20 protein-coding genes are annotated in these 24,241 nt (G+C 60.0%); 10 read left to right on the top strand and 10 right to left on the bottom strand.

All coding sequences use genetic code 11. The features are described 5' to 3' along the window. Window positions 1-95 precede the first annotated feature (95 nt). The 3 genes from GTQ55_RS09820 to GTQ55_RS09810 all read left to right on the top strand — a co-directional run bounded on the left by GTQ55_RS09820 (window position 96) and on the right by GTQ55_RS09810 (window position 1,842). Entirely contained in the window at window positions 96-524 is a 429-nt protein-coding gene (locus GTQ55_RS09820; protein WP_161858575.1) for a hypothetical protein, read from the top strand. A gap of 106 nt (window positions 525-630) precedes the next feature. Next, the gene (locus GTQ55_RS09815; RefSeq protein ID WP_161858574.1) at window positions 631-999 is read left to right on the top strand and encodes a SpoIIAA family protein; all 369 of its coding nucleotides are present in this window, start codon (window positions 631-633) and stop codon (window positions 997-999) included. A gap of 33 nt (window positions 1,000-1,032) precedes the next feature. Beyond that, window positions 1,033-1,842 (top strand): class I SAM-dependent methyltransferase, encoded by an 810-nt coding sequence (locus GTQ55_RS09810; RefSeq protein ID WP_161858573.1) that lies wholly within the window; start codon window positions 1,033-1,035, stop codon window positions 1,840-1,842. A gap of 71 nt (window positions 1,843-1,913) precedes the next feature. Here GTQ55_RS09810 and GTQ55_RS09805 read toward each other — a convergent pair whose 3' ends face one another. The 4 genes from GTQ55_RS09805 to GTQ55_RS09790 all read right to left on the bottom strand — a co-directional run bounded on the left by GTQ55_RS09805 (window position 1,914) and on the right by GTQ55_RS09790 (window position 8,266). Then, window positions 1,914-3,299 carry an L-serine ammonia-lyase gene (locus GTQ55_RS09805; RefSeq protein ID WP_161858572.1) on the bottom strand — a complete coding sequence of 462 codons (1,386 nt, stop codon included), beginning with the start codon at window positions 3,297-3,299 and terminating at the stop codon, window positions 1,914-1,916. Between the two features lie 296 nt (window positions 3,300-3,595). Beyond that, the gene (gene cmoB, locus GTQ55_RS09800; protein ID WP_161858571.1) at window positions 3,596-4,573 is read right to left on the bottom strand and encodes a tRNA 5-methoxyuridine(34)/uridine 5-oxyacetic acid(34) synthase CmoB; all 978 of its coding nucleotides are present in this window, start codon (window positions 4,571-4,573) and stop codon (window positions 3,596-3,598) included. A 15-nt stretch (window positions 4,574-4,588) separates the two neighbouring features. Next, window positions 4,589-5,329, bottom strand: coding sequence for a carboxy-S-adenosyl-L-methionine synthase CmoA (cmoA, locus tag GTQ55_RS09795; protein WP_161858570.1), 741 nt, complete (start codon window positions 5,327-5,329; stop codon window positions 4,589-4,591). Window positions 5,330-5,353: 24 nt separating this feature from the next. Further along, the gene (locus tag GTQ55_RS09790; protein ID WP_161858569.1) at window positions 5,354-8,266 is read right to left on the bottom strand and encodes an insulinase family protein; all 2,913 of its coding nucleotides are present in this window, start codon (window positions 8,264-8,266) and stop codon (window positions 5,354-5,356) included. A 205-nt stretch (window positions 8,267-8,471) separates the two neighbouring features. On the opposite strand from GTQ55_RS09790, the gene GTQ55_RS09785 reads away from it, so the two are divergent. Both GTQ55_RS09785 and GTQ55_RS09780 read left to right on the top strand, forming a co-directional pair. Next, a complete protein-coding gene (locus GTQ55_RS09785) occupies window positions 8,472-9,176 on the top strand; it encodes a DUF599 domain-containing protein (protein ID WP_161860106.1) in 705 nt (234 codons plus the stop codon). A gap of 34 nt (window positions 9,177-9,210) precedes the next feature. After that, a complete protein-coding gene (locus GTQ55_RS09780; protein WP_161858568.1) occupies window positions 9,211-10,011 on the top strand; it encodes a methyltransferase in 801 nt (266 codons plus the stop codon). A 6-nt stretch (window positions 10,012-10,017) separates the two neighbouring features. Here GTQ55_RS09780 and GTQ55_RS09775 read toward each other — a convergent pair whose 3' ends face one another. Beyond that, complete coding sequence (locus tag GTQ55_RS09775; protein WP_237567922.1) at window positions 10,018-10,548, bottom strand: J domain-containing protein; 531 nt, start codon at window positions 10,546-10,548, stop codon at window positions 10,018-10,020. A 55-nt stretch (window positions 10,549-10,603) separates the two neighbouring features. Next, on the bottom strand, window positions 10,604-11,869 hold the full coding sequence (locus GTQ55_RS09770; RefSeq protein ID WP_161858566.1) for a porin: 1,266 nt from the start codon (window positions 11,867-11,869) through the stop codon (window positions 10,604-10,606). A gap of 281 nt (window positions 11,870-12,150) precedes the next feature. On the opposite strand from GTQ55_RS09770, the gene GTQ55_RS09765 reads away from it, so the two are divergent. Both GTQ55_RS09765 and msrA read left to right on the top strand, forming a co-directional pair. Then, window positions 12,151-12,768: a class I SAM-dependent methyltransferase gene (locus GTQ55_RS09765; protein WP_161858565.1), complete on the top strand. Its 618-nt coding sequence runs from the start codon at window positions 12,151-12,153 to the stop codon at window positions 12,766-12,768. 41 nt (window positions 12,769-12,809) lie between these two features. Continuing rightward, entirely contained in the window at window positions 12,810-13,439 is a 630-nt protein-coding gene (msrA, locus tag GTQ55_RS09760; RefSeq protein ID WP_161858564.1) for a peptide-methionine (S)-S-oxide reductase MsrA, read from the top strand. A 43-nt stretch (window positions 13,440-13,482) separates the two neighbouring features. Here msrA and GTQ55_RS09755 read toward each other — a convergent pair whose 3' ends face one another. The 4 genes from GTQ55_RS09755 to GTQ55_RS09740 all read right to left on the bottom strand — a co-directional run bounded on the left by GTQ55_RS09755 (window position 13,483) and on the right by GTQ55_RS09740 (window position 18,023). Continuing rightward, complete coding sequence (locus GTQ55_RS09755) at window positions 13,483-14,337, bottom strand: sulfurtransferase (protein ID WP_161858563.1); 855 nt, start codon at window positions 14,335-14,337, stop codon at window positions 13,483-13,485. Window positions 14,338-14,401: 64 nt separating this feature from the next. Beyond that, window positions 14,402-16,093: an alpha/beta fold hydrolase gene (locus tag GTQ55_RS09750; protein ID WP_237567637.1), complete on the bottom strand. Its 1,692-nt coding sequence runs from the start codon at window positions 16,091-16,093 to the stop codon at window positions 14,402-14,404. A 37-nt stretch (window positions 16,094-16,130) separates the two neighbouring features. Beyond that, entirely contained in the window at window positions 16,131-16,751 is a 621-nt protein-coding gene (locus tag GTQ55_RS09745) for a trimeric intracellular cation channel family protein (protein WP_161858562.1), read from the bottom strand. Window positions 16,752-16,835: 84 nt separating this feature from the next. Next, window positions 16,836-18,023, bottom strand: a complete 1,188-nt coding sequence (locus tag GTQ55_RS09740) for an acyl-CoA dehydrogenase (protein ID WP_161858561.1) — start codon at window positions 18,021-18,023, stop codon at window positions 16,836-16,838. Between the two features lie 290 nt (window positions 18,024-18,313). On the opposite strand from GTQ55_RS09740, the gene GTQ55_RS09735 reads away from it, so the two are divergent. The 3 genes from GTQ55_RS09735 to GTQ55_RS09725 are packed head-to-tail and all read left to right on the top strand — an operon-like array spanning window position 18,314 to window position 24,191. Beyond that, window positions 18,314-19,729 (top strand): efflux transporter outer membrane subunit, encoded by a 1,416-nt coding sequence (locus GTQ55_RS09735; protein ID WP_237567636.1) that lies wholly within the window; start codon window positions 18,314-18,316, stop codon window positions 19,727-19,729. Beyond that, entirely contained in the window at window positions 19,726-21,042 is a 1,317-nt protein-coding gene (locus tag GTQ55_RS09730; RefSeq protein ID WP_237567635.1) for an efflux RND transporter periplasmic adaptor subunit, read from the top strand. The genes GTQ55_RS09735 and GTQ55_RS09730 overlap by 4 nt, the downstream gene beginning before the upstream one ends. Continuing rightward, window positions 21,039-24,191, top strand: a complete 3,153-nt coding sequence (locus GTQ55_RS09725; protein ID WP_161858559.1) for an efflux RND transporter permease subunit — start codon at window positions 21,039-21,041, stop codon at window positions 24,189-24,191. The genes GTQ55_RS09730 and GTQ55_RS09725 overlap by 4 nt, the downstream gene beginning before the upstream one ends. The last annotated feature ends 50 nt before the right edge of the window (window positions 24,192-24,241 follow it).

The raw sequence follows: 24,241 nt of genomic DNA, 5'->3' as shown, positions 1-24,241 counted from the left end.
GGCGGAGCAAAGTGTCGGGTGTATCCCCGAGTAACTCACCGGGTTGCTCTCCATCGTTCTGAACTCTCTAAAGCTGACCAGGGGTCATTGGGTATATGAAAAAACTACTGCTACCACTGATTATTCTGTTGTTGATCATCGGCTATTTCATGTCGCAGAAATCGGACGACGCTGTCGACGATGCCTACGACAACATGGAAAAACCAGCCACGGAAAGTACGACGCCACCGGATATGGACGCTGATCCGACGATGCCTCAGGACAATGACGACGTGGCTCCGACGACAGAAGACCCACAGTCCTCCGACAGCGGGTTACTCGATGAAACCAAAGACGCGGCCCGCGATGCTGGTGATGCCGTGAAAGATGCAGCGGAGGACACCGGTGAGGTGCTCAAAGATGCCGCCGAAGATGCCGGCGACGCGCTGGAAGATGCCGGTGAGGCCACCAAAGATGCCGCGGAAGACGCCATGGACAAGTTGCGCGGTGAAGACGAAGACAAAACCGGAGATGAACCACAGTAATGGCTGGCTAACAGTTCAATAGTCTCTGACAAAAAAAGGCCGCGACTGGTTCGCGGCCTTTTTCTTTTCTACGCTTAAACAAGTAGTTACGAATTTGTGTCAGGCCATGATTGAGCACTGTTGGCATCACGATCACGATATTCTTGAAATCCGCCCGGTGGCAGACCTGCGGCCTGCGGAGTTTCGTGCGCTGGCGGCGCAGGTGGATCCGGTCATCTGTCAGCATGGATACCTGCAGGGGCTACTGATTGATGCCCGTCATTATCGGGGCTGGCAGAATTTTGCGGCGCTGGTCTCCCACTGCGTGTTTACCCGCAATCAGCACCGCCACCTTCACCGAATTGCGGTACTTTCAGACAACACCCTCCTGGGCTTTATGCCCCAGCTTCTCAACCACTTCGTTTCCGCGGAAGTTCGTCCTTTTCCCGGTTCCGAGGAGGCTTCAGCACTGGAATGGCTGAGCCATCCCGGTTAAATTCCCCGCTTTAAGCGACGGATATCCTCCTCAATGCCTTCAACCTTGCCATTGGCTGTTACGGCTGCAGAATCCGAGTTCTGTAGTCAGGCCGAAGCGTTGGCGACTCAGCTAAAGCTGCCGTATCTCGGTGAAACGCCGGAGAAACTGATCGACGATGCACCCTTTGTACTAAAGCGAGGGCAGAGCCTGCAGTTGTGCGCGACCGGGCGCAAGGCGCCGGGGCCGGTGGCAGTGGATTTTGTCTCGGGCGCCGTGGCCCATCGACGCAAGTTTGGTGGCGGTAAGGGACAGCAGATCGCCAAGGCTGTGGGAGTTCGCAGTGGATTTTACCCGCAAGTACTGGATGCCACGGCGGGCCTGGGGCGGGATGCGTTTGTACTGGCATCTGTCGGTTGTGAAGTGCGAATGCTGGAACGCAATCCGGTGGTCTATGCGCTGCTCGAGGACGGGGTGCGCCGGCTGCAGGAGGCCGCACTCACTGATCGCGAGCTGGGCCCGATTGCCGCGCGCCTGCTGCTGGAGCCGCTGGTGGATAGTGCCACCGCCTGGCTGGCGGAGCAGGGTGCGGAGTCAATTCCGGTGATTTATCTGGACCCCATGTTTCCGAGCCGGGAGAAAAGCGCCAAGGTGAAAAAGGAGATGGTCGCGTTCCACCAGATTGTGGGCAGCGACGAAGACGCCGATGGCTTGCTGGCCCCTGCACTGGCGGCCTGTTATTACCGTACCGTGGTCAAGCGCCCGCGATTGGCGCCGGACCTGGCTGGTGAAAAACCGAGCCTGAGGTTTGAAGGGAAATCCGGAAGATTTGATGTGTATACCCGGCACGGCATCCCCGGGTAGCCAGTACCCGGGCAATCCGCCTTGTGGCACTGCCCGGCAGCATAGTTGCCGGGCGGGGAGGCGTCATTTGATCAGCAGTTCACCGCATTTACCGCGAGGCCACCGAGAGACGTTTCCTTGTACTTGCTCTGCATGTCGATACCCGTCTGGCGCATGGTCTCGATCACGCTGTCCAGCGGCACGATATGGGCGCCGGTACCACGCAGAGCCAGCCGCGCCGCGTTGATGGCCTTTACCGCTCCCATGGTATTGCGCTCGATGCAGGGCACCTGAACCAGGCCACCAATAGGGTCGCAGGTCAGCCCGAGATTGTGCTCCATGCCGATTTCCGCGGCATTCTCGATTTGCTGGTTGCTTCCACCCTGCACGGCGGCGAGTCCGGCAGATGCCATGGAGCAGGCGACACCAATCTCGCCCTGGCAGCCCACTTCAGCGGCAGAAATCGACGCATTCTTCTTGAACAGCATGCCGATGGCTCCGGCGGTGAGCATGAATTCCACCACCTGATCCTTGAGGTCGCCGTGTTCCTCCGGCTCATGCACAAAGTGCACGTAGTACGCGATGGTTGCCGGTATCACACCAGCGGCACCATTGGTGGGGGCGGTGACGATGCGTCCGCGGGCTGCGTTTTCCTCGTTTACCGCCAGCGCATACAGGCTAACCCAGTCGAGAATCGACAGCCCACGGCGGCGTTCCTCATCGGTCTGTTTGGACAGCTCCCGGTAGTGTTCTTCCGCGCGCCGGCGTACCCCGAGGCCGCCGGGCAGGACGCCACTCTGATGACACCCGCGTTGGATGGACGCGTCCATCACCTCCCAGATATGCCACAGGGCATCCTTGATTTCCTGCTCGCTGCGGAAGGCCTTTTCGTTTTCCATCGCCAGCTCGGCAATGGTCCAGCCGTGGCGGTCGCACAGTGACATCAGTTCTTCCGCAGAACTGAAATCGTAGGGCAGCAGGGTGGCTATCTGTTCCCGATGCTGGAAGTCGTCTTCAGACAGCACAAAGCCACCGCCAATGGAGAAATAGCTGCGTTCAAACAGACAGTCATCGCCGGCAAACGCCTTGCAGGTCATGCCGTTGGAGTGCTGAGGCAGGAACTCTTCTTTGTGGAACAGCAGGTCGCGTTCGCGCTCGAAATGGATCGCGCGCAAGCCGTTGAGTATCAGCTGCTGGTGCTTCTCGATTCCGGCGAGTCGGCCTTCGATGGCGTCAACGTCAATGGTATCCGGGGCTTCGCCCTCAAGGCCCATCAGGACCGCCATATCGGTTCCATGGCCGATACCGGTGAGGGCCAGCGAGCCGTAGAGGTGGACTTCGACCCGGTCGGTTTTGGTCAGTGCCCCCTGTTCTTCAAGGTCACAGACAAACTGACGCGCTGCCACCATGGGGCCCACGGTGTGTGAGCTCGAGGGGCCAACGCCGATTTTGAACAGTTCGAAAACGCTGATGCTCATGGGTGTCCTGAGATTCTCTCGCCAAAAGAGCCGGCGGTGCACATGCGCCCGCAAGCCGTCGATATAAGTGTAGTTATGCTGCCGTCTGCGCCTGCGGATAGCCTCGCAGGGCTGCGGCGGTGTACACGTTCGCCGAAGGCTATTTTCAGCGCAATACGGGGGTGGGAAATCGAGATTTTATTTGGTGATCCCCCTGCGCGGTGCAACAAACTACTAATTTGACGCTGGCTGGCGCAGGGAATATTGCGAACCAGACCGGCAAGTTGGTCGCGGAGATACTGGCGGGAACCCCGGCGTTACGGGGCGGTGGCGGTGAGCGTGGCACGCAAGGGCGCGGGGTGTCCCTCGATGGTTTTACTGTGATCCTCCGGGTCGAGGAAGTCCACCAGCGACTCGAAGCGCATCCAGTCCGTCTTGCGCTGTTCTTCGACGGTGGTGCGATCCAGGTCGACCGTTTTCACGTCGGTAAAGCCAACCTTGCGCAGCCAGCTTTCCAGCGTGGCGGTGCTTGGGAAGAACCAGACGTTGCGCATTTTTGCATAGCGGCCCTCGGGTACCAGGCACTCGCCCGCCCCACCATCGATGACCAGGGTTTCCAGCAGGAGCTGGCCGCCCGGGCGCAGGGTCTCCCTGAGTTCACGCAGGTGATCCAGCGGCGAACGGCGGTGGTAAAGCACACCCATGGATAGAGTTGTATCGAAGGCGCGCAGGTTGTCCGGCAGGGCCTCGATGCCCAGTGGCAACACATCAACCGGCTTATCCAGTCCGAGATACTTTTTCAGGGCATAGAACTGGGCAACGAATTTTGCCGACGGGTCGATGCCGATAACACGGCGCGCTCCCGCACCAAACTGGCGCCAGCAGTGATAGCCGCTTCCGCAACCCACATCCAGGACCAGCCGGTTGTTGAGATCGTGCAGGTGCGGCGCGACGCGATCCCACTTCCAGTCCGAGCGCCACTCCGTATCAATGAACGTATCGAACACCGTCCACGGGCCTTTGCGCCAGGGGTGGAGCCTGTGCAGCTGGCTTTCCAGTTGTGCGGTCTGCTCGGCGGTGATGTCACCGGCACTGCCGATACGCACTTCGCTGGCGATCTCGCTCGACGACGGCGTGATGTCCGGAAGTGCCTCGAGCACTGCCTGCCAATCGGGCAGGTCGCCCCAGCGTGCCGGGCTCAAACCCTCGGCAATCTGATGCGGCAGGGTGGCGAGCCAGGTGCGCAGTTCGGGAATATGTTGCAGGCCCGCATAGAGCGGGGTGTAGTCGATCATCGCAGTGGTTCCCGTTCACGCATCTCGCTGTTTGATGGCGATCAGTGAGGCAAAGTTGAAGCACTGAAACCAGACATCGACACTATTGAAACCGACGTCTTTCAGGCGCGTGCGATGATCGAACAGGGTTTCCGGAAGCAGCACATTTTCCAGCGCGCTGCGCTTCTGGGCAATTTCCAGCGCGCTGTAGCCATTGGCCGCCTTGAACGAGTGGTGCAGGTCAATCATCAGTTCCTGATGATCGTGGTCCGAGAACGCCACTTTTTCCGACAGAATCAGAACGCCGCCCGGACGCAGGCCATCGTAAATTCGCTGCAGGATCGATTCGCGCTCTTCGGTGGGAATAAATTGCAGAGTGAAATTCAACACCACCACCGACGCATTTTCCACGGCGACGTTTTGCAGGTCATCACATACCAGCTGTACCGGGACCTGGCCACTGTCGGCAGCCAGCACCGTGCGGGCACGCTCCACCATCGCCTGGGAATTATCCACGGCGATGATCTCGCAATCCGCCGCCGGGATCCGGTGGCGCATGGCCAGTGTCGCAGCACACAGGGAGCTGCCCAGATCGTAGCAGCGGCTGCCAGCCTGCGCGTAGCGCTCGGCCAGGGTGCCGATCATGGCCACGATGGTGGTATAGCCCGGCACCGAGCGCTGGATCATATCCGGAAAGACTTCCACTACCGACTGGTCAAAGCTGAAACCGGCCACTTCGCCCAGGGGCTTGGAAAAAATATCGTCTTTCTTGTTCACCGCGTTTTACTCACCGTCTCGCATTCACAACTTTTCTTCGTGCAGGTCCAGCGCCAGCCCGGCGTCTCGTCCCTGACTACCGGTCACTATCGCAGTGCTGGCTTTTTCCGGCTTGAGATAGGTCATGCCTACCCGTTGCAGATCATCGAGCGTGACTTCGGTGACCTGGCGGCGGAACTCCTGCCGTACTGCATGTGTGCGGCCGTACAGGTTTGAGTGGAATGCCTTTTTCGCTTCGCCGGCGGGCGATCCCGGCTTATCCATGCCACCGACAACCCCGAGAATCGCTTCTTCTACCTGGTTGGCATCGTGGGATTCGTTCAGCAGCCATTCGACGGATGCATCGAAGTCGTTGAGCGTTTCCGCCATGCGTGGGTCGCGGTAGGAGTAGAAACGGAAGGCCCCAATGTTCACATCGTGGCTGGCGCCGCCACCGTAGGCACCACCCTGTTCGCGGATGGTGCGGTGCAGGTAGCCGTTGCGCAGGAACCCGCCCAGTACCGCCAGAGCGGGAGCATCCGGGTGTGACATGGGCACAGTGGGGTAGGCCTTCGCGCAGAAATTTACCTGGCTGTTGGCCACCCACACTTCCTGGATCTTGCGTGGGCTGAACGGCGGCTCTTCTGCGGTGGTGAATGGCGGTGCATTGTTTGCCAGTGGGGCCAGTGCTGCAGTGAAATCGGATAGGCGCTCTTCCTCGCCAACAATCAGGAACTGCCGGTTGGCGCCGAGGATTTTCTGGTGGATGGCGTTGAACTTGCTCGCCAGAGTTTCCAGTCCTTCGTTGCTGTCGAGGGTTTTTACCAGGGCCTTCAACTGACGCAGTCCAAGCAGGCCACCAGACTCGTGTCCTTCGGCCGCAGCGCGGTTGAAGCCGGCACTTGCTGCGGCCATCGCCAGCGCGTGACCACTGCCGACAACGGACTGTTCGCGGCGCGCCAGGGTCTGCAGCAACAGCTCCTTGATACGTGGCAGCTCGTCAAAGCGTACCTGCTCCATAGTGGCCTGCATCAATTCCGTCAGTGCTGCCTGATTCGCGGCCAGTGCCTTGCCGGACAAGATAAAGTGCCCGGACTGACTGTTCAGGTCGTCAAGCTTTGTGCGATGGCTGGTAAAGCCGTGCAGGGAGCCGGCGACGGCCGCCTGCCATTGCTGGACTTCCAGGTAATTTTTATCACCCAGGCCCAGCTCGCTCAGTGCCTGGCAGTAATAGGGCGCGAGGATCCGCTCTTCGTCGGTAAAGTCGGGCAGGGTAGTAACCAGCTGCTGATAGACGAGACCATTGGTGCCGGCACCATACCGAGTCACTTTGGCGCCGCCCACCGCCACTTCTTCCCCTTCCACTTTGGGTAGTTCCGGCGGTATGTCCTCTACGCCAACCTTGGGCAGGATGGACTCGTCGTCGATACGCTGCTGGCGCTCGGCCAGTGCCTGTGCCGTCTGGATAATCTGCTGTTTTTCGCTGTCAGAGAGCGCTTCCTTGATGTGCGCCAGACGGGCTTTTTCTGCCTGGTCGGCACGACTTGCCATTTCCGCGTCCGGCGACAGCACCAGGCGTACCCGGTGCTGGTTTTCCAACAGCAACTTGCGCGCAGCATTGGCGATGAATTGGGGGTCTTCGATCTCTTTGCGCAGCTTTTCCAGCGCGGCGTCGATGTTGAGCAGGCCAATAGCATCGCCCCGGTGGGTGGCGCCGGTCAGCGCGGTCAGGATCAACTGCAGGCCGTAGGGGTAGCCGTCACCCCCGATCTCGCGCTGCTGCAACTCCAGCTGGTGCAACGCGGCGGCGACCTGGTCGTGTGGTACGCCGTTTTCTGCCACATCTTCGAGTACTTTCAGTACCTGCTTCTCCAGCTCGTCTGCGCGCTCGCGTTCGCTGCCTTCAATGCCGCACACAAACACCAGCTCACGCTGGGAGTCATCCAGGCCGCAGAGCGGCGAAGGCGAGTGGCCGAGGTCGGTTGTTTCGAGCAGGTGCATCAGCGGTGATGCACTGTTATCCAGCAAAACGCCCGCCAGCAGGTGGGCAGTGAGCGCCTGTTCGAGGTCAGTGACGTCACCGAGTAGCCAGCCCAGTACGACATGGGTTTTCTCTTCCAGGTTTTCTTCGCCGGGGAGGGGGTACTGTTCTTCCACCCGCACCGGTGCCACGTAGAGCTTCTCGCGGCCGACTTCGATGGTTTTGTGCAGTTGGTCAAATTTATGCAGGGCTTTCTCTTCAAATACCGCCTGGTGCTCGGCGGCTTCGATATCCCCGAAGGTCATGAAGATCGCATTGCTCGGGTGATAGTGGCTGCGGTAGAAGTTCACCAACTGCTCGTAGGTCAGGTCGGGAATGTCCGCGGGCTCGCCGCCCGAGTTGAAATGGTAGGTGGTGGTCGGGAACAGATATTTACTGAGTTTCTGCCACAATTGTGAGGTGACGGAGCTCATGGCGCCCTTCATTTCATTGAACACCACACCTTTGAAGACCAGCTCGCTGTCCGGGTTCTCGGTTTCAGCAAACTCCAGGCGATGACCTTCCTGGGCGAAATCCAGCGGGTCCAGACGCGCAAAGAAAACTGCATCGAGGTAGACGTCCAGCAGGTTGTCAAAATCCTTGCGGTTCTGGCTGGCGAAGGGGTAGGCCGTCCAGTCGGAGCTGGTGAAGGCGTTCATAAAGGTATTCAGTGAACGCCGTATCATCATAAAGAAGGGGTCGCGCACCGGGTATTTGTCACTGCCGCAGAGCGCCGTGTGCTCAAGGATATGTGCGACTCCGGTGGAGTCTTCCGGCACGGTGCGGAGCGCCACCAGAAATACATTTTCGGGGTTGTCGGCAGCAATGTGCAGGTGCTGGGCGCCGGTGCGGCGGTGGCGGTACTCTTCCACGCGAACGCCGAGGGATTCGATCTCGGCACTGGTAATCGGTTCGAATGCGGGGTGTACGTTGCTCAAAAGACAGCTCCAATGGGTAGGTTGCAGTTGCCGGGGCAGGCTTAGTTGCGCCCCTGGCAAAATCGGCGGCCATTTTAGCGCTCCGGGCGGTGGAAATGACAGGGTTGACAGGATTGTGTTGACACCTGCGTCACCGGTGCGAAACTCTGGCCATTATTCTTTGACGCCATAAATGTAGTCGATAGGGGGACGCGCGTTGAACTGGATGGATTATGCGAGCCTGGCCGGGTTCTTCCTGACATGGGCCGGCTATACGGTGTTCGCCCGCAAGAAGGCGAAAACCGCCTGGTGCCTGGCGTCTTCCATGCAGTGGTATCGGGTTGAATGGATGCTGCGTATGCTGGAGCGGGATATGCGCATGCCGGATGCCGCCATCCTCAGCAATCTCGAGCGGGTGATCGGTTTCTTCGCCTCCACCAGCATCCTGATCCTCGCGGGTCTGGTGACGGCGCTGTCCGCCAACAGTGCTGCGGTGGAGGTTCTGAGTAGCTTGCCGTTTGCGCAGACCACCACTGTCGAGCAATTTGAGCTCAAGGTCATGGTGCTCATCGTGATCTACATCTTTGCCTTCTTTAACTTCACCTGGTCTTTGCGCCAGTACTCGTTTGCCAATGTGCTGCTCGGCGCCGCGCCTGCGATCGACGAGGAGGAGGTCTCCCGTGAGGAGCGACGCCGCTATGCGATCAGTGCCGCCAAGGTAATCGATCAGGCGGGGCACAGTTACAACTATGGCTTGCGCTCCTTTTACTTCTCCATGGCGGTCATGGGCTGGTTTGTGCACCCGGTGCTGTTTGTGTTCGGCTATCTGGCTGTCATCTGGGTGCTGTATATGCGGGAATTCCGTTCGCGCACGTTGCAGGTCATTCTCGCTGCGGAAGGTCGTTCACTGGACCAGGTCCGGGACAAATAGGTGGCTCAGTTGGTGTTTCTCCGGTATTCCGTCTATGGCTGATCGCAATTTCGACGATCTCGCCCAGCGTTTCAGGAAGCGGATCTATGGTGGACTGAAAGGCGACATTCGCCTGGCGGTGCTCAATCGGGATCTCGCACCAATCCTTGCAGCGGCTGGGGCCGGGGCGCGAAAAGAGGGGGCACCGCTCAAGGTTGTCGATGCCGGTGGTGGCCAGGGACAGTTTGCGCTGGATCTGGCCGCTGACGGACACAAGGTCTGGATTACGGATATTTCCTCCGAGATGCTGGCGCTGGCCCGCGAGCAGCTACAAGCCCGCAACCTGGAGCACTCTGTTCAGACGCTTCAGGTACCTTTGCAGTCGCTGACATCCGATCCGAGGGTGCCCGCTGCCGATCTTCTGCTGTGCCATGCGGTGCTGGAATGGCTGGAGCAGCCCCAGCAGGCCCTGGTGCACCTGGCTGAATGCCTGGCACCCGGTGCTTACCTCTCCCTCACTTTTTACAACCGCCGCGCGCTGGAGTTCCGCCTGTTACAGCGAGGCAGCCTGCGCCAGCTGGACCGCAACCGCGACAGCGGATACTGGGGCGGGCACCCCGGCAGCCTCACTCCGCAAAACCCTCTGTTGCCGGAAGAGGTGATGGGGTGGGTAGAGCAGGCGGGGTTGTCGCTGGTGGCGCACAGCGGCATCCGCTGTTTCCACGATTTCATGACGCCGGAAATGCGTGACAAACTGCCACCGGCGGCGATCGTGGAGAAGGAGCTGGCGTATTCCCGGGTGGACCCGTATCGACAGCTGGCCCGCTACGTACACCTGTTGTGCCGGCGGGCCTGATGGGAATTACTGATCGAGCTGTTTGAGCAGCAGGGCCTTGGCGGCATTGATGCGGGAGGCCAGATAGTCGTTGCCGCCGCGATCCGGGTGGAACTTCTGGATCAGCCTGCGGTGTGCGCCAATGATTTCATCCTTTGAGGCGTTGGCAGAAACGCTCAATATTTTGCGCGCTTCCGCAACGGTCAACTGTGGCTCGTTCGCCCGCTGCGACTTTTCTTCTTTTTCCTGATGCTCACGATCCGAGTGCCGAGCTTTGTCTTTTTCGGCCTTTGCCTGGGCGCGCTTGGCGATCAGTGGCGCAATCCACGGCAGGTGTCGCCCAAACGTGCGCCACAGCCGATTGAGCATGGGCAGGACCACTGCAACTGCCGCACCTACCCAGTGCAGGCGCCCGGTAACGGCCAGCAGCACGGCCGCCACCGCCAGTGCGATCAGTACATACTGCACGAGGAGCTTGCGTCGCCGCTCTGGCGGGCTGTATTTGAACTGTTGAATCGCCAGCCAGGCAAAGATGCCCACGGCAATCAGCAAAATCATGCGACCCAAGGTATATTGCTCCCCGGTGGAATAAAGAACTCAGGCCGCAAGCGTATCAGATGTCGATGCGAATGCCGATGGCGTTAAAGCTGTCGTACTCCGGCGCGGCCACAACATTGCTACCGTCAAAACCGTTTTCAAAATAGATGCGCACGCGCTCGTTCCAACGGTACTGGAAGCCTAAAAAGTACTGCTCCAGTCGGTATTTATCGCCCTGGATAAGTGCCGCATCGAATTCCGGGTCGTCGGATTCCAGATAGTTATGCCCACCATAAAAGGTGTAACAATTGTCGCTACCCCAGGTATAACTCAGAAAAGACTCCGATCCCCTGGCATCGAAAAAGTTGGTGACTCCCTGTACAGAGCCGATTGGTGCCAGCTGGTTGTTCTGGGAGCGCTGCAACACCACGGCCCCATAGAAACCCTTTGCGTAGGCCTCTTTGCCGTAATACATGCCGATGGCTGTGGTCCAGTCATTACTGCTGGCATTAAACGCGAAGTCATCCTGGACCAGGACGGGTTCAAGGCCGGATGTGTCAAAAATCAGTCCATCCTGGCTGGCAATATCCAGCTTGACGCGGTTGTAGGCGGCTCCAAAAAAAAGACCGTCACCGATATCGGCCCGGTAGACAGCGGCGATACCGTGGCTGATGCCGTACTCGCAATCCCCGGGCGGGCATACGAGCAGGGTGTCGGGGCCGACGATGTCGTCGACCCCGATCTCCAGGTCGGCCACATGGGCCGCGTACTGCAGGCCGATCTTGAATTCACCGGCATCCAGTTTCCATGTTTTGCGCCACGCCAGGGCGCTGTCCGCACGGCCCGTGCCGGTAACACCACCATCCGTATTCAGGCCATAGGTACCGCTGGCAAGACCGCCGGAGACGTTGTACCAGTCAGTGATATAGGTGACCTCGTAGTACACCCCCCATTGCTTGCCCGCGGAAAACTCGCCCCACTTGGGATGCTTGGCAAACAAGTGCCCCTGGCGGAGGTAAAGCGAGTTTCGTCGGTCTCCAGGTGCCGCTTGCTGGTCACCCTGAATCACCAGGTTCTGCGCGGAATTGATCGCCCTCACACCCCACTCGAGGTTGAAGCCGGTATCCCACAGGTCATAGGCGGGTACGTTGAGGCCAATACGCACGCGCGAGGCGCCATCCTGCATCTGGGTATCGCCAAAGGTATTGACCATATGTGCGGTGAAGTAGCCCTCCATATAGAGGGTGACTTGATTGGACTGGTAGATGGGTACCGCATTCGCATTGGATGCTGCAGCCGCAATGGAGGCTGCCAATAACGTTTTACGGATATTTATTTTCATGCTGAGCTCTCTTGCCTGCAGGATCTGCTAATTCGAATCGCGTAACCGGGCGAGTGACACGGAGCCCAATAACGGCTCAATTGCAAAAGTAGACCAGATGGCTGCAGAGGTTCGCCCTAGTGGGTACACTTCGCAGAAATGGCAGTGCCTGCTTTATTTTTGTAGAAATTGCCGCAGGGCAATGGCTAGATATAGGCCCGCGCTTGAGTTGATATTCGTGCTCGGGATGCCATATTGCATGTCCCATGTCACACACCGTTCGAAAATGAAAGGGGAGTACCTTGGCTCAAAGTCATTCTCTCAGCCGCCAGATGTTTGGACTGACCGTGCGGAAAAATGCGCACCCGGATATGCGTCGGCTACGGCGCGAAGCCGGTGATGCCAGCCTGCATGGCAATAAATTCTGGAAGAGTTCCTGCCTGACCATGGACTACCTGCAGAGGCATCCTTTGAAGAAAGGCGCGCGGGTCCTCGATCTGGGCTGTGGCTGGGGACTGGGTGGGATTTTCTGTGCAAAAAAATTCGGTGCGAAAGTCACTTCCCTGGACGCTGACCCGAGCGTGTTTCCCTTCGCCGAATACCACGCGAAGCTGAACGACGTGAATATCACGACCTGGCAATGCCGCTACGAAAAAGTAACCGAGGCCGCGTTGACCGAGTTTGACGCTGTGATCGGTACCGACATCTGCTTCTGGGACAAGCTGGAGGGGCTGCTCTACAACCTGACCCGTCGCGCCATGCGTGCCGGAGTGGGGCGGGTAATGCTGGTGGATCCAGGCCGGCCGCCGTTTCGACGGCTCGCGGAGCGCGCCGAGGAAAAGCTCGACGCACAGTATTTCGAGTGGCAGACTCAGCGCCCGATGAAGGCCACCGGCTGTATTATGCTTGCGGGTGAATAACCCGTTGGTTTTGTGGTTCCCCACGCAAAGAGGTAGATCCCATGCATTTCGACAAGACCCAGATTCCCTCTGCCGACGAGGCGCTCCCGGGCCGCACTGAAGCGATGCCCATCAGCGGCAAACACTTTGTCTCCGGCCATTCCATGGTGGCGCCTTTTCCTGAAGGCATGCAGCAGGCGGTGTTCGGGATGGGCTGCTTTTGGGGCGCGGAACGGCTGTTCTGGGAAATTGAGGGTGTGTATGTCACCGCAGTGGGCTATGCCGGTGGTCACACCCCCAATCCCAACTATCAGGAGGTCTGCAGTGGCGGAACTGGCCACGCGGAGGTCGTGCTGGTGGTATTTGATCCAGAGAAGGTGAGCTACGAAGAGCTGCTGGGGCGTTTCTGGGAGGAGCACGATCCGACGCAGGGTATGCGCCAGGGAAACGATCTCGGCACCCAGTATCGCTCCTGTATCTATACCTATGGGGATGCGCAGTTGGCGCAGGCCCAGGCATCAGAGCGCAGTTTTCAGCAGGCGCTGGCGGACAAGGGGTACGGTGCAATTACCACGGAAATCCAGCCCGCCCCGACATTTTTCTACGCCGAAGAAGATCACCAGCAGTATCTGGCGAAGAATCCGGGCGGTTATTGCGGCCTTGCCGGAACCGGCGCCTGCCTGCTGCGTTGATTGCCGGCCCGATTAACCAGGTCAGTGGACAAGCAAGCGTGGATCAGGCCGACTCGGTGCGTGGATAGAGAATGTGCGCGCACCAGTCACTCCAGCTGCCCGGGTAAAGCCGTGCTTCGCGCCCAATCAGGTGCAAAGAGAACAGGTTTACACACGCGGTAACCCCGGAGCCGCAATAACATACGATCTCGTCGTCTGCCGGGATGCTCTGCCAGTTTTCGCGCAGGGCCGCCAACGGCTTGATAAAGCCTTTGTCATCAGTGACATCCTGCCAGGGCTTGTTGATGGCCCCCGGAATATGGCCCGCAATCGGGTCGATGGGTTCTTCATTCCCCAGAAAACGTTTGGTTTCCCGTGCATCTACCAACTGCCAGGGCGGATTGTCCAGATGCGGATAAATATCCTCGTAACGCAATAGCGCGCCTGCCTCAGTGGACGCACTGAAATCACCCGGGGCCTTTGCATCTTCCTCGTCATTTGAGAGCGGCAACCCCGCGTCTTTCCACGCATTGAATCCGCCATTCAGGATGGCAACGCGCGCGTGGCCATAGTGCCGAAACAACCACCAGGCGCGCGCAGCAAAAGCGAAACGCTGGTCATCGTAGACCACGACTTGCGTATCCGCAGAAATACCCATGGAGCGGGCAAATTCGGAAAACTGCTTGGCAGCGGGGAAGGGGTGACGGCCGCCGTAGCGATCACACGGGGCCGAGAGGTCACGGTGCAGGCTGGCGTAGCGCGCGCCGGGAATATGTTCGTTGAGATAGGCCTGTTCTCCAGCCCCGGTATCAGCCAGGTTGTAGCGACAGTCCAGAATAACGAGTTGGCCACTTCCTTGATCCTGTTGATCCAGAAGTCCAGCCAGCTCGGTAACTTCAATCACGCCCTGATAGTTCATAGACACTGCGTTTTATAGTCGTTATTGCTCTCAAATTAAGCTGCGGGGAGCATTTTGTCCAGTGTCAGTGGGCTTCCGAGTAGCGGTTGCCGGCTGGTATCTTGCGGTTGCGCTGATCGTCGTCCTCCGATGCACCCCTTGTCGCGCCGTCCTGCTCCTGTTTTTCTCGCTCGGCTTCCAGTTCCGCAAGCTTTTTTTCCAGCTCCGCCTGTTGGGCGAGTTCTTCTTTGCGGCAGCTGGCCGCTATTTCCGCTACTGGCTGCTCGGGCTGGTCGAGAAAACTTGCCGCCGCCTGCTCTGCGCAGTCGCTCGCCGAGATTACATCATGGGCCAGCTGCGGGAACAGCAGCCACTGGTGGTTTGGCAGCTTCTTGCGGGCCTTGTCTGCGTCTTTGGCGGAGAGTACCGGGTCCAGCGCGCCGTGCATGACAAGTGTCGGAACCCTGGGTTTTATCGCCCGGGACTCCAGCAGCGGCGCAGACGGAATGGCCCAGATACGGCATTGAACCTGCATCATGTCGATATCTGAGCGTACCGACCCTCCCAGGATACCGCTATTGGCAGCGGACTGCCGTGCCACATCGAAGTCGACAAACGGCGCTTCTTCGTAGCAGAAGTGGCTGATGCCCGCCGCATCGCCAAAGTTGGGGTCCAGAACGAGTCCCATAAAACTGGCGATGGACGGCTTCAGGAGGTCCGCCTGCTCGGATTCCAGTTCTTCGATGATTGCCGGCAGCTCCTTGTAAAACTGCTCGTTGTACAGCGCCTGAAATAGCACGCGCAGCAGGCGCTGGCCAGTAAGTACAAAGGGATACTGTTCCCCCGGGTGCACATTGGCGGTTTCAACGGTGAGTGGGGATTCGTCGAGCGCCTGCACGAGGGATTCCAGCCGCCGCTTGAGATCGGGGTACTGCTTGTTGCAGGCCGTGTCCTGGCCACAGTAATCCAGCCCGCGCTGGTAGGCGGCGATGACGTCTTCCGGGAGCTGCTGGGTGTAGATGATGTTTGGGAACACGGCGCTGTTCAGCACCATGGCGCGCACGGAATCGGGAAAGTCTCTGGCGATGGTCAGCGCATAGCGGCTTGCGTAGGAAACGCCATACAGGTTGAACTGGGGGACTCCCAGTGCCTCGCGCAGCGCATCGATGTCCTGGGCCACGGTGGCACTGTTGTATTGCGCGAGGTCAGCAGTCTCACTCAGCCGGCTATAGCAGCGCTCCATACTGTAAGTGAATACCCGGGATTCTTCGTCGGTACTCAGGTTGCGGGTAAAGGCGAGGTCGGCATCTTTGATGAATTCGTCGCAGGCGAGTTTCGGCTGCGCCATGCCAGTGCCGCGCGGGTCGATGACGATCAGGTCGCGGCCATCTTCGATCGTCATACCGGCGTAGTTGACCCACAGCCAGTCGCTGGCATTTTCGGGCTCCAGGCCCATGCTGGCTCCGGGGCCGCCCGCACCCAGGTGGAGCAGGGGTTCTTTGTCCGGGTCGCCGATCTCGGCAAAAAAGCGCACCACTGGGAACTGGATTTTGCGACCTGACGGCTTTGCGTGATTTTCCGGTACTTCCATCATGTAGCACTGGGTGGTAGGCCAGCCGGCCTCGGTGTCAAACCAGCAGGGTTTGGAAATCAGGCGGTTGGGCGTCAGAGCCTCGCTGGAATCTTCTCTGGCGCATCCGCTCGCAACCGCGGCGAGCAGTGCGGCAAGGAGCAGCCGGCCGGCGCCTGAGGGGGATTTCATAATACGTGGGGGCATAGTTGGTTTGTCTGCAGTGGAGTCGTGGACGCTGGTGCTATTGCTCGGGACGAATGCGCGCGATGGGCGCCGAGAGATTCCAGCGCAATGCTGCAAGTCGAAACCCGAGGGTCACCAGTACCGCAATGGCTACCACGGCTTCGCCGGGCAGCGCCTGAATGTCGTCCAGTATCACCAGAGTGGCGGCGCCACTCAAGGCTGCGGTGGCATAAATTTCGCGGCGCAGAAGCAGGGGGATATCGCCGCACAGGATGTCGCGTATCAGGCCGCCGAAGGTGCCGGTCATCACGCCCATGACGATAGCGATGGCGGGGGTGTGCCCCAGGCTCAGGACCTTCTGGGTGCCGATGACGACGAATACCGCGAGGCCGGCCGCATCGGCAATCATCAGCAGGCGCATGGGGACCTGCAGATAGCGAATAAGGTAAAAGCTGATTACCCCGGTGACAACGGCAATCCACAGGTAGTAACTGTCGGAAAGCCAGAAGACGGGGACATTGAGGATCATGTCGCGGAGGGTGCCGCCACCGGTGGCGGTAACACAGGCGAGTACCACTGCGCCGAACAGGTCCATCTGCTTGTGGCCGGCGGCCAAAACGCCGGTAAAGGCGAAGACCACAATGCCGATCAGGTCGCACCAGTGCAGTAGTTGTTCCATGGATTCCCGTTTGCCACATTGTCGCGGATAGCGGGGAATTATGGAGCCCCGCAGGGCTCCGGTACAGCCGAATGCTGTGGGCGCTTAGGAAAACGCCTGCAAGCCGGTCTGTGCGCGCCCCAGAATCAGGGCGTGTACATCGTGGGTGCCTTCGTAGGTATTGACCGCTTCCAGGTTCATCACATGGCGGATGACGTGGAACTCGTCGGCAATGCCGTTGCCACCGTGCATGTCCCGCGCGACGCGCGCGATATCCAGGGCTTTGCCGCAGTTGTTGCGCTTGACCAGGGAGATCATGGTGGGGTCGAAGTGGCTTTTCTGTTCGTCCATCAGGCGGCCCACGCGCAGCGAGGCCTGCAGGCCGAGGGTGATTTCGGTCTGCATGTCGGCGAGCTTTTTCTGGAACAGCTGGGTCTGTGCCAGGGGCTTGTTGAACTGCTTGCGGTCGAGGCCGTACTGGCGCGCGGCGTGCCAGCAGAACTCCGCGGCACCCATGGCGCCCCAGGAAATACCGTAACGGGCGCGGTTCAGACAGCCGAAGGGCCCGCTGAGGCCTTTGATGTCCGGGAAGCGGTTTTCCTCGGGCACAAATACGTTGTCCATCACGATCTCACCAGTGATGGAGGCGCGCAGGGAGAATTTGCCTTCGATTTTGGGGGCGCTGAGGCCCTCCATGCCTTTCTCAAGCACGAAGCCGCGGATATCACCCTCGTCGTCCTTGCCCCAAACCACGAATACGTCGGCGATGGGGCTATTGGTGATCCACATTTTGGAGCCGCTGATGCGGTAGCCGCCGTCGACTTTTTTCGCGCGGGTTTTCATGCCGCCGGGGTCGGAGCCGGCGTCTGGCTCGGTGAGGCCGAAGCAGCCGACCCATTCGCCACTGGCGAGCTTGGGCAGGTATTTCTGCTTCTGTTCTTCGCTGCCGTAGGCGTAAATCGGGTGCATTACCAGGCTGGACTGAACGCTCATCGCAGAGCGATAACCGGAGTCAACGCGCTCCACTTCGCGAGCGACCAGGCCGTAGGACACATAATTCAGGCCGGCGCAGTCGTAGCCTTCGATGGTGGAGCCAAGCAGGCCCAGTTCACCCATTTCACGCATGATCTCGCGGTCGAAGATTTCGTGGCGGTTGGCTTCCAGCACGCGCGGCATCAACTTGGATTGGCAATACTCGCGCGCGGTGTCGCGGATCATGCGCTCTTCGTCACTTAGTTGGCGGTCCAGCAGGAGAATATCGTCCCAGTGCGCCAGTGGCTGATTTTTGCTCATGGTTCGGTCCATACTAAGGGTTCTAGCGGTCATCATAGCGAACCTTTATCCAGAGTTCACTATTTGTGATCACATTATGCCTGGGTGACCATAGCATCGGGGATTGTGCCAGGCTGGCAGCCGAAGAGGCTCGTGACCGATCGGTAAACAAACGTAAATCACCTTGGCTCCTCTAATAGGAATTTCGATAATCAAAATAAATGCCTTTATGCCGATATCGTTTTATGGGGCTTCTGACTAAAACAGCTTCTTGCCGACGCCCGTCGCGCCTCTACTGCGGTGCATTGGTTGTGACGCTGGCCGCGTGCTCCACGACAGAGCCACTGCCGCCGCAATTGCCGGAGCAGTCGCTTGGCCTGCCAGATCAATTCAGCACAAGCGGTACCCAGTTACCGGAACAGCGCTGGTGGCAGAGCTTTGGTGATCGGGAGCTCGATCAGCTGGTGGCTCTGGCGCTTTCCGCCAACCCCGACCTGCAGGCCACCTACTGGCGGCTGCAGCAGGCCGATGCCGCCGCCGACCAGGCGCGCAGCGGTTTCTGGCCGCGGTTGACCGGAGGGCTGGAAAATACCGAGCAGCGGCGCGCATCCAGTAACGATTTCGATTTTTCCGGTGCCGAAAACGAAGGCAACAGCTGGAGTGGCAGCCTCGCGGCGGGATACGAAGTGGACCTGTGGGGGCGCGTGCGCAGTGGCGCCCGCGCGGCCGAAGCCGGACGCCTGGCACAGCGGGACAACTTCCAGGTGGCGGCACTGACGCTTTCTGCCGAAGTGACCAATATCTGGCTGCAGCTGCAGGAAGCCCGAGGGCAGCAACAATTGCTCGCGCAGCAGCTGGATACCAACCGCAAGACCCTGCGGGTATTGGAGCTGCGTTTTGGTGGCGGCGTGAGTGGGGCGGCAGACGTGCTCCAGCAGCGCCAGCTGGTCGAGCAGTCGCAACAGGAACTGGAGCAGAGCCGCGCGGATATCCAGATACTGCAGGTGCAGCTCGCTGCGCTGCTCGGGCTCAGCCCGGACCAGCTGCCGTCGTTTGCCCGGGCAGAGACCGGGTTACCGGTGCTTCCCGCGCTGCCGGATACCGGTGTTCCCTCGCAACTCTTGCTGCGTCGGCCGGACGTGCGCGTGGCTCAGCGCCAACTCCTGCAGGGGCACTATCTTGCCGATCAGGCCTGGGCTGAGCGACTACCGGCGCTCACTCTCGGCCTGTTCTTTAGCGGTGGCGGCCGCTCGCTCTCCGATATTGCCGATGACTGGCTTCTGAATTTCAGCACTGCCCTGGAGGGTGTCATATTCGACGGCGGCAATCTGGCCGCAGCGCAGCGCCAGCAGCAAGCCGTGGAGCAGGAGCGCTGGTCCGCGTTCCGTCACACCGTAATGCAGGCGCTTGCAGAAGTGGAGCAGGCGCTGATCAACGAGCGCGCCATTCGCGAACGACTGCACTTCCTCGAAACCCGTACCACATTGGCCGACCAGATTACCCTGCGTCAGCGGCGGGCCTATGGGCAGGGTTCGGTGGACTTTCTGAATGTACTGTCTGCGACCGACAACCAACAATCACTGCAGCGGCAGCTGCTTACTGCGCGCCGCGAATTACTGGAAAACCGCGTAACACTCTATCGCGCCCTGTCTGGTGGCCTGCCGGAACAGGACCTGCCGAAACCGGCGGCGCAGGAGCTGGAAGTTTACCGTGTGGAGAATCAATGATGTCCAGACATCCGCTGTTGGGAAAAATAAACTGGGGTATTGCTTTACCGGTTCTCCTGATCGTGTTCGCGGTACTGGTTTCCCAGTGGCTGCTGCGTGAAAAACCCACCATGCAGCGCGGCGCGCGCACCGCGCCGCCACTCACCGTCGAAGTGGCCACCGCGGAATACGGGCAGTTTCCCCTCACGGTCAGGGCGCTGGGAAAAGTGCGAGCGCGGGAGCTGGTAGAACTGCAGCCACAGGTCGATGGACGTGTGGAGTGGCTGAATTACGATCTGGGACCGGGATCGACCCTGTCGCAGGGGGAAGAATTGATGCGCATCGAGCAGGAACCCTACCAGCTGGCCCTGCAGACCGCCCGCAGTACCCTGGCTGAACGCCGCGCAGAGTTGCAGCAGGAGCAGGGGCAGCGCCTGGTGGCGAAGGAAGAATTCGAGCTGCTGGGCGCCTCACTGCCCGATGCCGACCGGTCGCTGGTCATGCGCGAGCCGCAATTGGCTGCGGCGCGCGCCCGGGTGGACGCGGCACAGGCGCAGCTAAAACTGGCGGAACGGGACCTCCGGCTGACCTCGCTCTCTGCCCCGTTCAATGCGCTGCTGGTGGCCCGCTCCGTGGATGTCGGCGACCGGGTAGCGCCGGGCACAGTGCTGTACACCCTGGCGGGCGCCGACCGCTTTCAGATCGAAGTGGAAGTGCCGGCGAGCCAGCTTCCGCAACTCAATACGCCACAAGCCCGGGTGCGGATCCGCGGCAGCCAGTGGCCGCGGGAGAAATTCCGTGACGGGCGTTTTGTCAGGGTGATCCCGGTGCTGGAGGAGCAGGGCAGGCTGGCGCGTGTATTGGTAGAGCTGGACGATCCCCTCGGTATCGAGGACCCGTCCCGGCCGCAGTTATTGCTGAATGACCTTGCGCGGGTGGAGATCACTGGCCGGGCCGATGGTCAGCAGGTCCGGATACCCCTGACCGCACTGCAGGATGGCAACGAAGTGTGGGTGGTTCGCGAGGGTAAGATCCACATTCAGCCGGTGCAGGTTTCCCATTTTGACGACGAGTTCGCGGTGCTGGAAAGCGGCCTGCGCGGCGGTGAAACCCTGGTGATCACGCGGTTGACCAGCGTGACCGAGGACATGCCGGTACGCACTGCAGGCTCGGCAGCCAGTGAACCCGGCAGCAAGCGCGCACTGTACCCGGAGTTAAAGCGCAAGCCATCGAAGGGCGGGGCCCCTACGCCAGCCTCCGAGGGCGCACCTCCGGAGTTGCCGGAACCTTCAAAAAAATCCCGCGAGCAGGGCACCGATGGTGAGCGAGGATGAGCGAGCAATATCCCTCTCCGGCCCAAAAACGGCCCCCAGTCGATACCAGCCGCGGCGCCATCGCGTGGATGACCCACAACCATGTCACCGCCAACTTACTGATGCTGGTCTTTCTGGTTGGCGGGCTGATTTTTTCGCTCACCATCAAGAAGGAAGTGTTTCCTGAATTCAGCCTCGATATGGTGACCGTGAACATTTCCTATCCGGGCGCCAGCCCGGAAGAAGTGGAGCGGGGTGTGCTGGTGCCGGCCGAGCAGGCGATCACCGGCCTTGAAGGGATCAAGGAGTTGCGCGGCAGTGCCGGGGAGGGCAGTGCGAGCCTTACCCTGGAGCTGGATGAAGACGCAAACGGGAACAAGGTTTTCCAGGATGTGCAGGCAGCGATCGATCGCGTTAGTACCTTCCCGTCAGACATTGAGCGGCCACAGGTCAGTCTGGCCGAGCGCAAGCGGGATGTGCTGGATCTGGTGGTGCACGGGAATGTGGACGAGCGCACCCTGCGCGAGTTCGTCATGCAGGTATACGACAAACTGGAAGCACATCCGGACATCACCCAGCTGGAAGCCTATGGGATAAAAGATTACGAGGTCGCCATTGAAATCCATCGCGACGACCTGCGGCGCTATAACCTTTCGCTACCGGATATCGCGCAGCTGGTGCGCAACGACGCGGTGGATGTGCCCGCCGGCGGGGTGAAATCCGAAGCCGGGGAAATCCTGGTGCGGGTCACCGAGCGCAAGGACTGGGCGCGGCAGTTTGGCGAAATCGCCATCGCCCGTACTGAAAACGGCGGCACTGTGCGGTTGAAGGATATTGCCCGTATCCGCGATGCCCTGGTGGACGAGCCGCGTAATATGGTGTTCAACGGGGAAGCGGCGGCGGGGATCGATGTGTTCCGCATCGGCGACCAGACGCCCATGAGCGTGAGCGAAGCTACCCATCAGGTACTGGCAGAGCTGCGCCCGGCATTACCGCCGGGTATTCATATCAGCGTGCGTGATGACGATTCGGAGATCTTCACCGAGCGCCTGTCGCTGCTGCTGAAGAATGGGTTCATCGGCCTGCTGCTGGTGTTTGTGGTGCTCGGTGCCTTTCTCGAACTGCGTCTCGCGTTCTGGGTGACCCTCGGTATCCCCATCAGCTTTCTCGGTGCGTTGCTGTTTCTGCCGGCGATGGATGTCTCCATCAATATGGTGAGCATGTTTGCGTTCATCATCGCCCTTGGCATCGTGGTGGACGATGCGATCATCGCCGGGGAAAATATCCACGAGTGGCGGCAGCGGGGCTACAGCAACTTCGATGCCGCGGTGGCCGGTGCCAAGCAGGTGGCAGTACCGCTGACTTTTGCGATCCTCACCAACATTGTCGCCTTCCTGCCACTCAGGGAGCTGCCCGGGTTTATGGGCAAGATCTTCGGTGTGATTCCGCTTGTGGTGGGAGCTGTATTTATCATCTCCTGGGTGGAAGCCCTGTTTATTCTGCCCGCGCACCTGGCGCACTCCAAGCGGGGCTATAAAAGCCGTCCGGCGCGTCGCCTGGCCGCGCGCCAGAAAATGCTTGCGCGCACTCTCGACCGATTTGTGGAACACCGCTTCAAGCCGCTGCTGGATCTGTGTGTGCGCCACCGCTACACCACCATTGCCATTTCCGTTGCCGTCCTCATCGTGATGAGTGGGTATGCGGCCAGCGGGCGCATGGGCTTTACCCTGATGCCCAAGGTCGAGCGTGATTCCGGTCGGGTCCAGGTGACATTCCCCCCGGGCACGGCGGAAGCCCAACTGGAACGTGCGCGCAAACAGATCATGGGCGCGGCCGACAAGATTCTTGAAGAAGCCGGTCGCGAGGGCTTCTTTATCGGCATGCGGGGCCTGATCAGGAACGACTCCGTGCAGGTGGATGTCTATCTCACTCCCGGGGACCAGCGCGAGGTATCGACCGGTGAATTCGTGCGGCGCTGGCGCCGCCAAGTTGGTCCGGTACCCGGCGCACTCAGCTCAAGTTTTGCCAGCGACCGCGGCGGCCCCGGCGCGGGCCCGGCCCTGACCGTTGAATTACGCCATACGGATACCGACCTGCTTGAGCAGGCGGCGGTCCAGTTGTCTGAAGCCCTGCAGGGATTCCCGGCGGTGGGTGATATCGATGCCGGTGTCTCCCAGGGCAAGCGACAGCTGGACCTGACCCTGACAGATACCGCAACAAGTCTCGGCTTGTCTGCGGAAGATATCGGCCGCCAGTTGCGCGCCTCCCTCTACGGCGCGGAAGCCTTCCGCCAGCAGCGCGGGCGCGACCAGATCAAGGTAATGGTGCGCCTGCCCGAGGAGGAGCGCGTTACCCTCGACGATGTGAACAACATCATGATCCGTGCCGGCAACGGGCTATGGTTGCCACTGCCAGACCTGGTGGAAATCGACCAGGGGCGTGCCTACGCCAGCATCAACCGTCGCGAAGGCCGGCGGGTCATGACCGTTACCGCCAATGTCGAACCCGCCGACCAGGCCGCACTGGTGATCAACGAGCTGGACCAGTCGGTAATGCCACAGCTGCGTGCGCAGTACCCGGGACTGTCGCTTTCCTACGAGGGCCGTCAGGCCGACGAGCGAGAGGGGCTCTCTTCTCTGGGCCTGACCTTCAGCCTGACCCTGGCGGTGCTGTACTTTCTGCTGGCGATTCCCCTGAAAAGCTATATCCAGCCACTGACGGTCATGGTGGCCATTCCTTTCGGCGTGATCGGTGCCATTCTCGGGCATCTGGTCATGGGCTACGGGCTCAGTATGGTCAGCCTGTTGGGCATGGTGGCGCTGGCAGGGGTGGTGATCAACGATACCCTGGTGATGATCGAATACGGCAACCGCCTGCGCGCCGACGGTATGCCCATCACCGATGCCATCAAAGCGGCAGCCGTCCGCCGCTTCCGCCCGATCATCCTCACCACGGTCACCACCTTCTGCGGTCTGATGCCGATGATTTTTGAAACTTCGGTACAGGCGAAGTTTATGATCCCGATGGCCATCTCCCTTGGTTATGGCATTCTGGCCGCAACCACCATTTCACTGTTGCTGGTGCCTTGTCTTTATCTGATGTTTTCGCGGGATATTCCGGTGTTGTTTGGGATGTTGAGGGGGAGGGGAGTTGGGCGGGCCAGGGCCTAGCGGTCACTTCAGGAATGGCGCTCGTGTGACACGGCGCGAGACACCTTACC

The sequence above is a fragment of the Microbulbifer hydrolyticus genome, from assembly GCF_009931115.1.
GTDB lineage: Bacteria > Pseudomonadota > Gammaproteobacteria > Pseudomonadales > Cellvibrionaceae > Microbulbifer > Microbulbifer hydrolyticus.
This window is presented reverse-complemented; position numbering and strand designations above follow the sequence as displayed.

Bases quoted from the DNA above. Each gene is read 5' to 3' on its own strand.
- GTQ55_RS09820 (WP_161858575.1), top strand. From the start codon at position 96: ATGAAAAAACTACTGCTACCACTGATTATTCTGTTGTTGATCATCGGC.
- GTQ55_RS09815 (WP_161858574.1), top strand. From the start codon at position 631: ATGATTGAGCACTGTTGGCATCACGATCACGATATTCTTGAAATCCGC.
- GTQ55_RS09810 (WP_161858573.1), top strand. From the start codon at position 1,033: ATGCCTTCAACCTTGCCATTGGCTGTTACGGCTGCAGAATCCGAGTTC.
- GTQ55_RS09805 (WP_161858572.1), bottom strand. From the start codon at position 3,299: ATGAGCATCAGCGTTTTCGAACTGTTCAAAATCGGCGTTGGCCCCTCG.
- cmoB (WP_161858571.1), bottom strand. From the start codon at position 4,573: ATGATCGACTACACCCCGCTCTATGCGGGCCTGCAACATATTCCCGAA.
- GTQ55_RS09785 (WP_161860106.1), top strand. From the start codon at position 8,472: ATGGATTATGCGAGCCTGGCCGGGTTCTTCCTGACATGGGCCGGCTAT.
- GTQ55_RS09780 (WP_161858568.1), top strand. From the start codon at position 9,211: ATGGCTGATCGCAATTTCGACGATCTCGCCCAGCGTTTCAGGAAGCGG.
- GTQ55_RS09775 (WP_237567922.1), bottom strand. From the start codon at position 10,548: ATGATTTTGCTGATTGCCGTGGGCATCTTTGCCTGGCTGGCGATTCAA.
- GTQ55_RS09770 (WP_161858566.1), bottom strand. From the start codon at position 11,869: ATGAAAATAAATATCCGTAAAACGTTATTGGCAGCCTCCATTGCGGCT.
- msrA (WP_161858564.1), top strand. From the start codon at position 12,810: ATGCATTTCGACAAGACCCAGATTCCCTCTGCCGACGAGGCGCTCCCG.
- GTQ55_RS09755 (WP_161858563.1), bottom strand. From the start codon at position 14,337: ATGAACTATCAGGGCGTGATTGAAGTTACCGAGCTGGCTGGACTTCTG.
- GTQ55_RS09750 (WP_237567637.1), bottom strand. From the start codon at position 16,093: ATGCCCCCACGTATTATGAAATCCCCCTCAGGCGCCGGCCGGCTGCTC.
- GTQ55_RS09745 (WP_161858562.1), bottom strand. From the start codon at position 16,751: ATGGAACAACTACTGCACTGGTGCGACCTGATCGGCATTGTGGTCTTC.
- GTQ55_RS09740 (WP_161858561.1), bottom strand. From the start codon at position 18,023: ATGAGCAAAAATCAGCCACTGGCGCACTGGGACGATATTCTCCTGCTG.
- GTQ55_RS09730 (WP_237567635.1), top strand. From the start codon at position 19,726: ATGATGTCCAGACATCCGCTGTTGGGAAAAATAAACTGGGGTATTGCT.
- GTQ55_RS09725 (WP_161858559.1), top strand. From the start codon at position 21,039: ATGAGCGAGCAATATCCCTCTCCGGCCCAAAAACGGCCCCCAGTCGAT.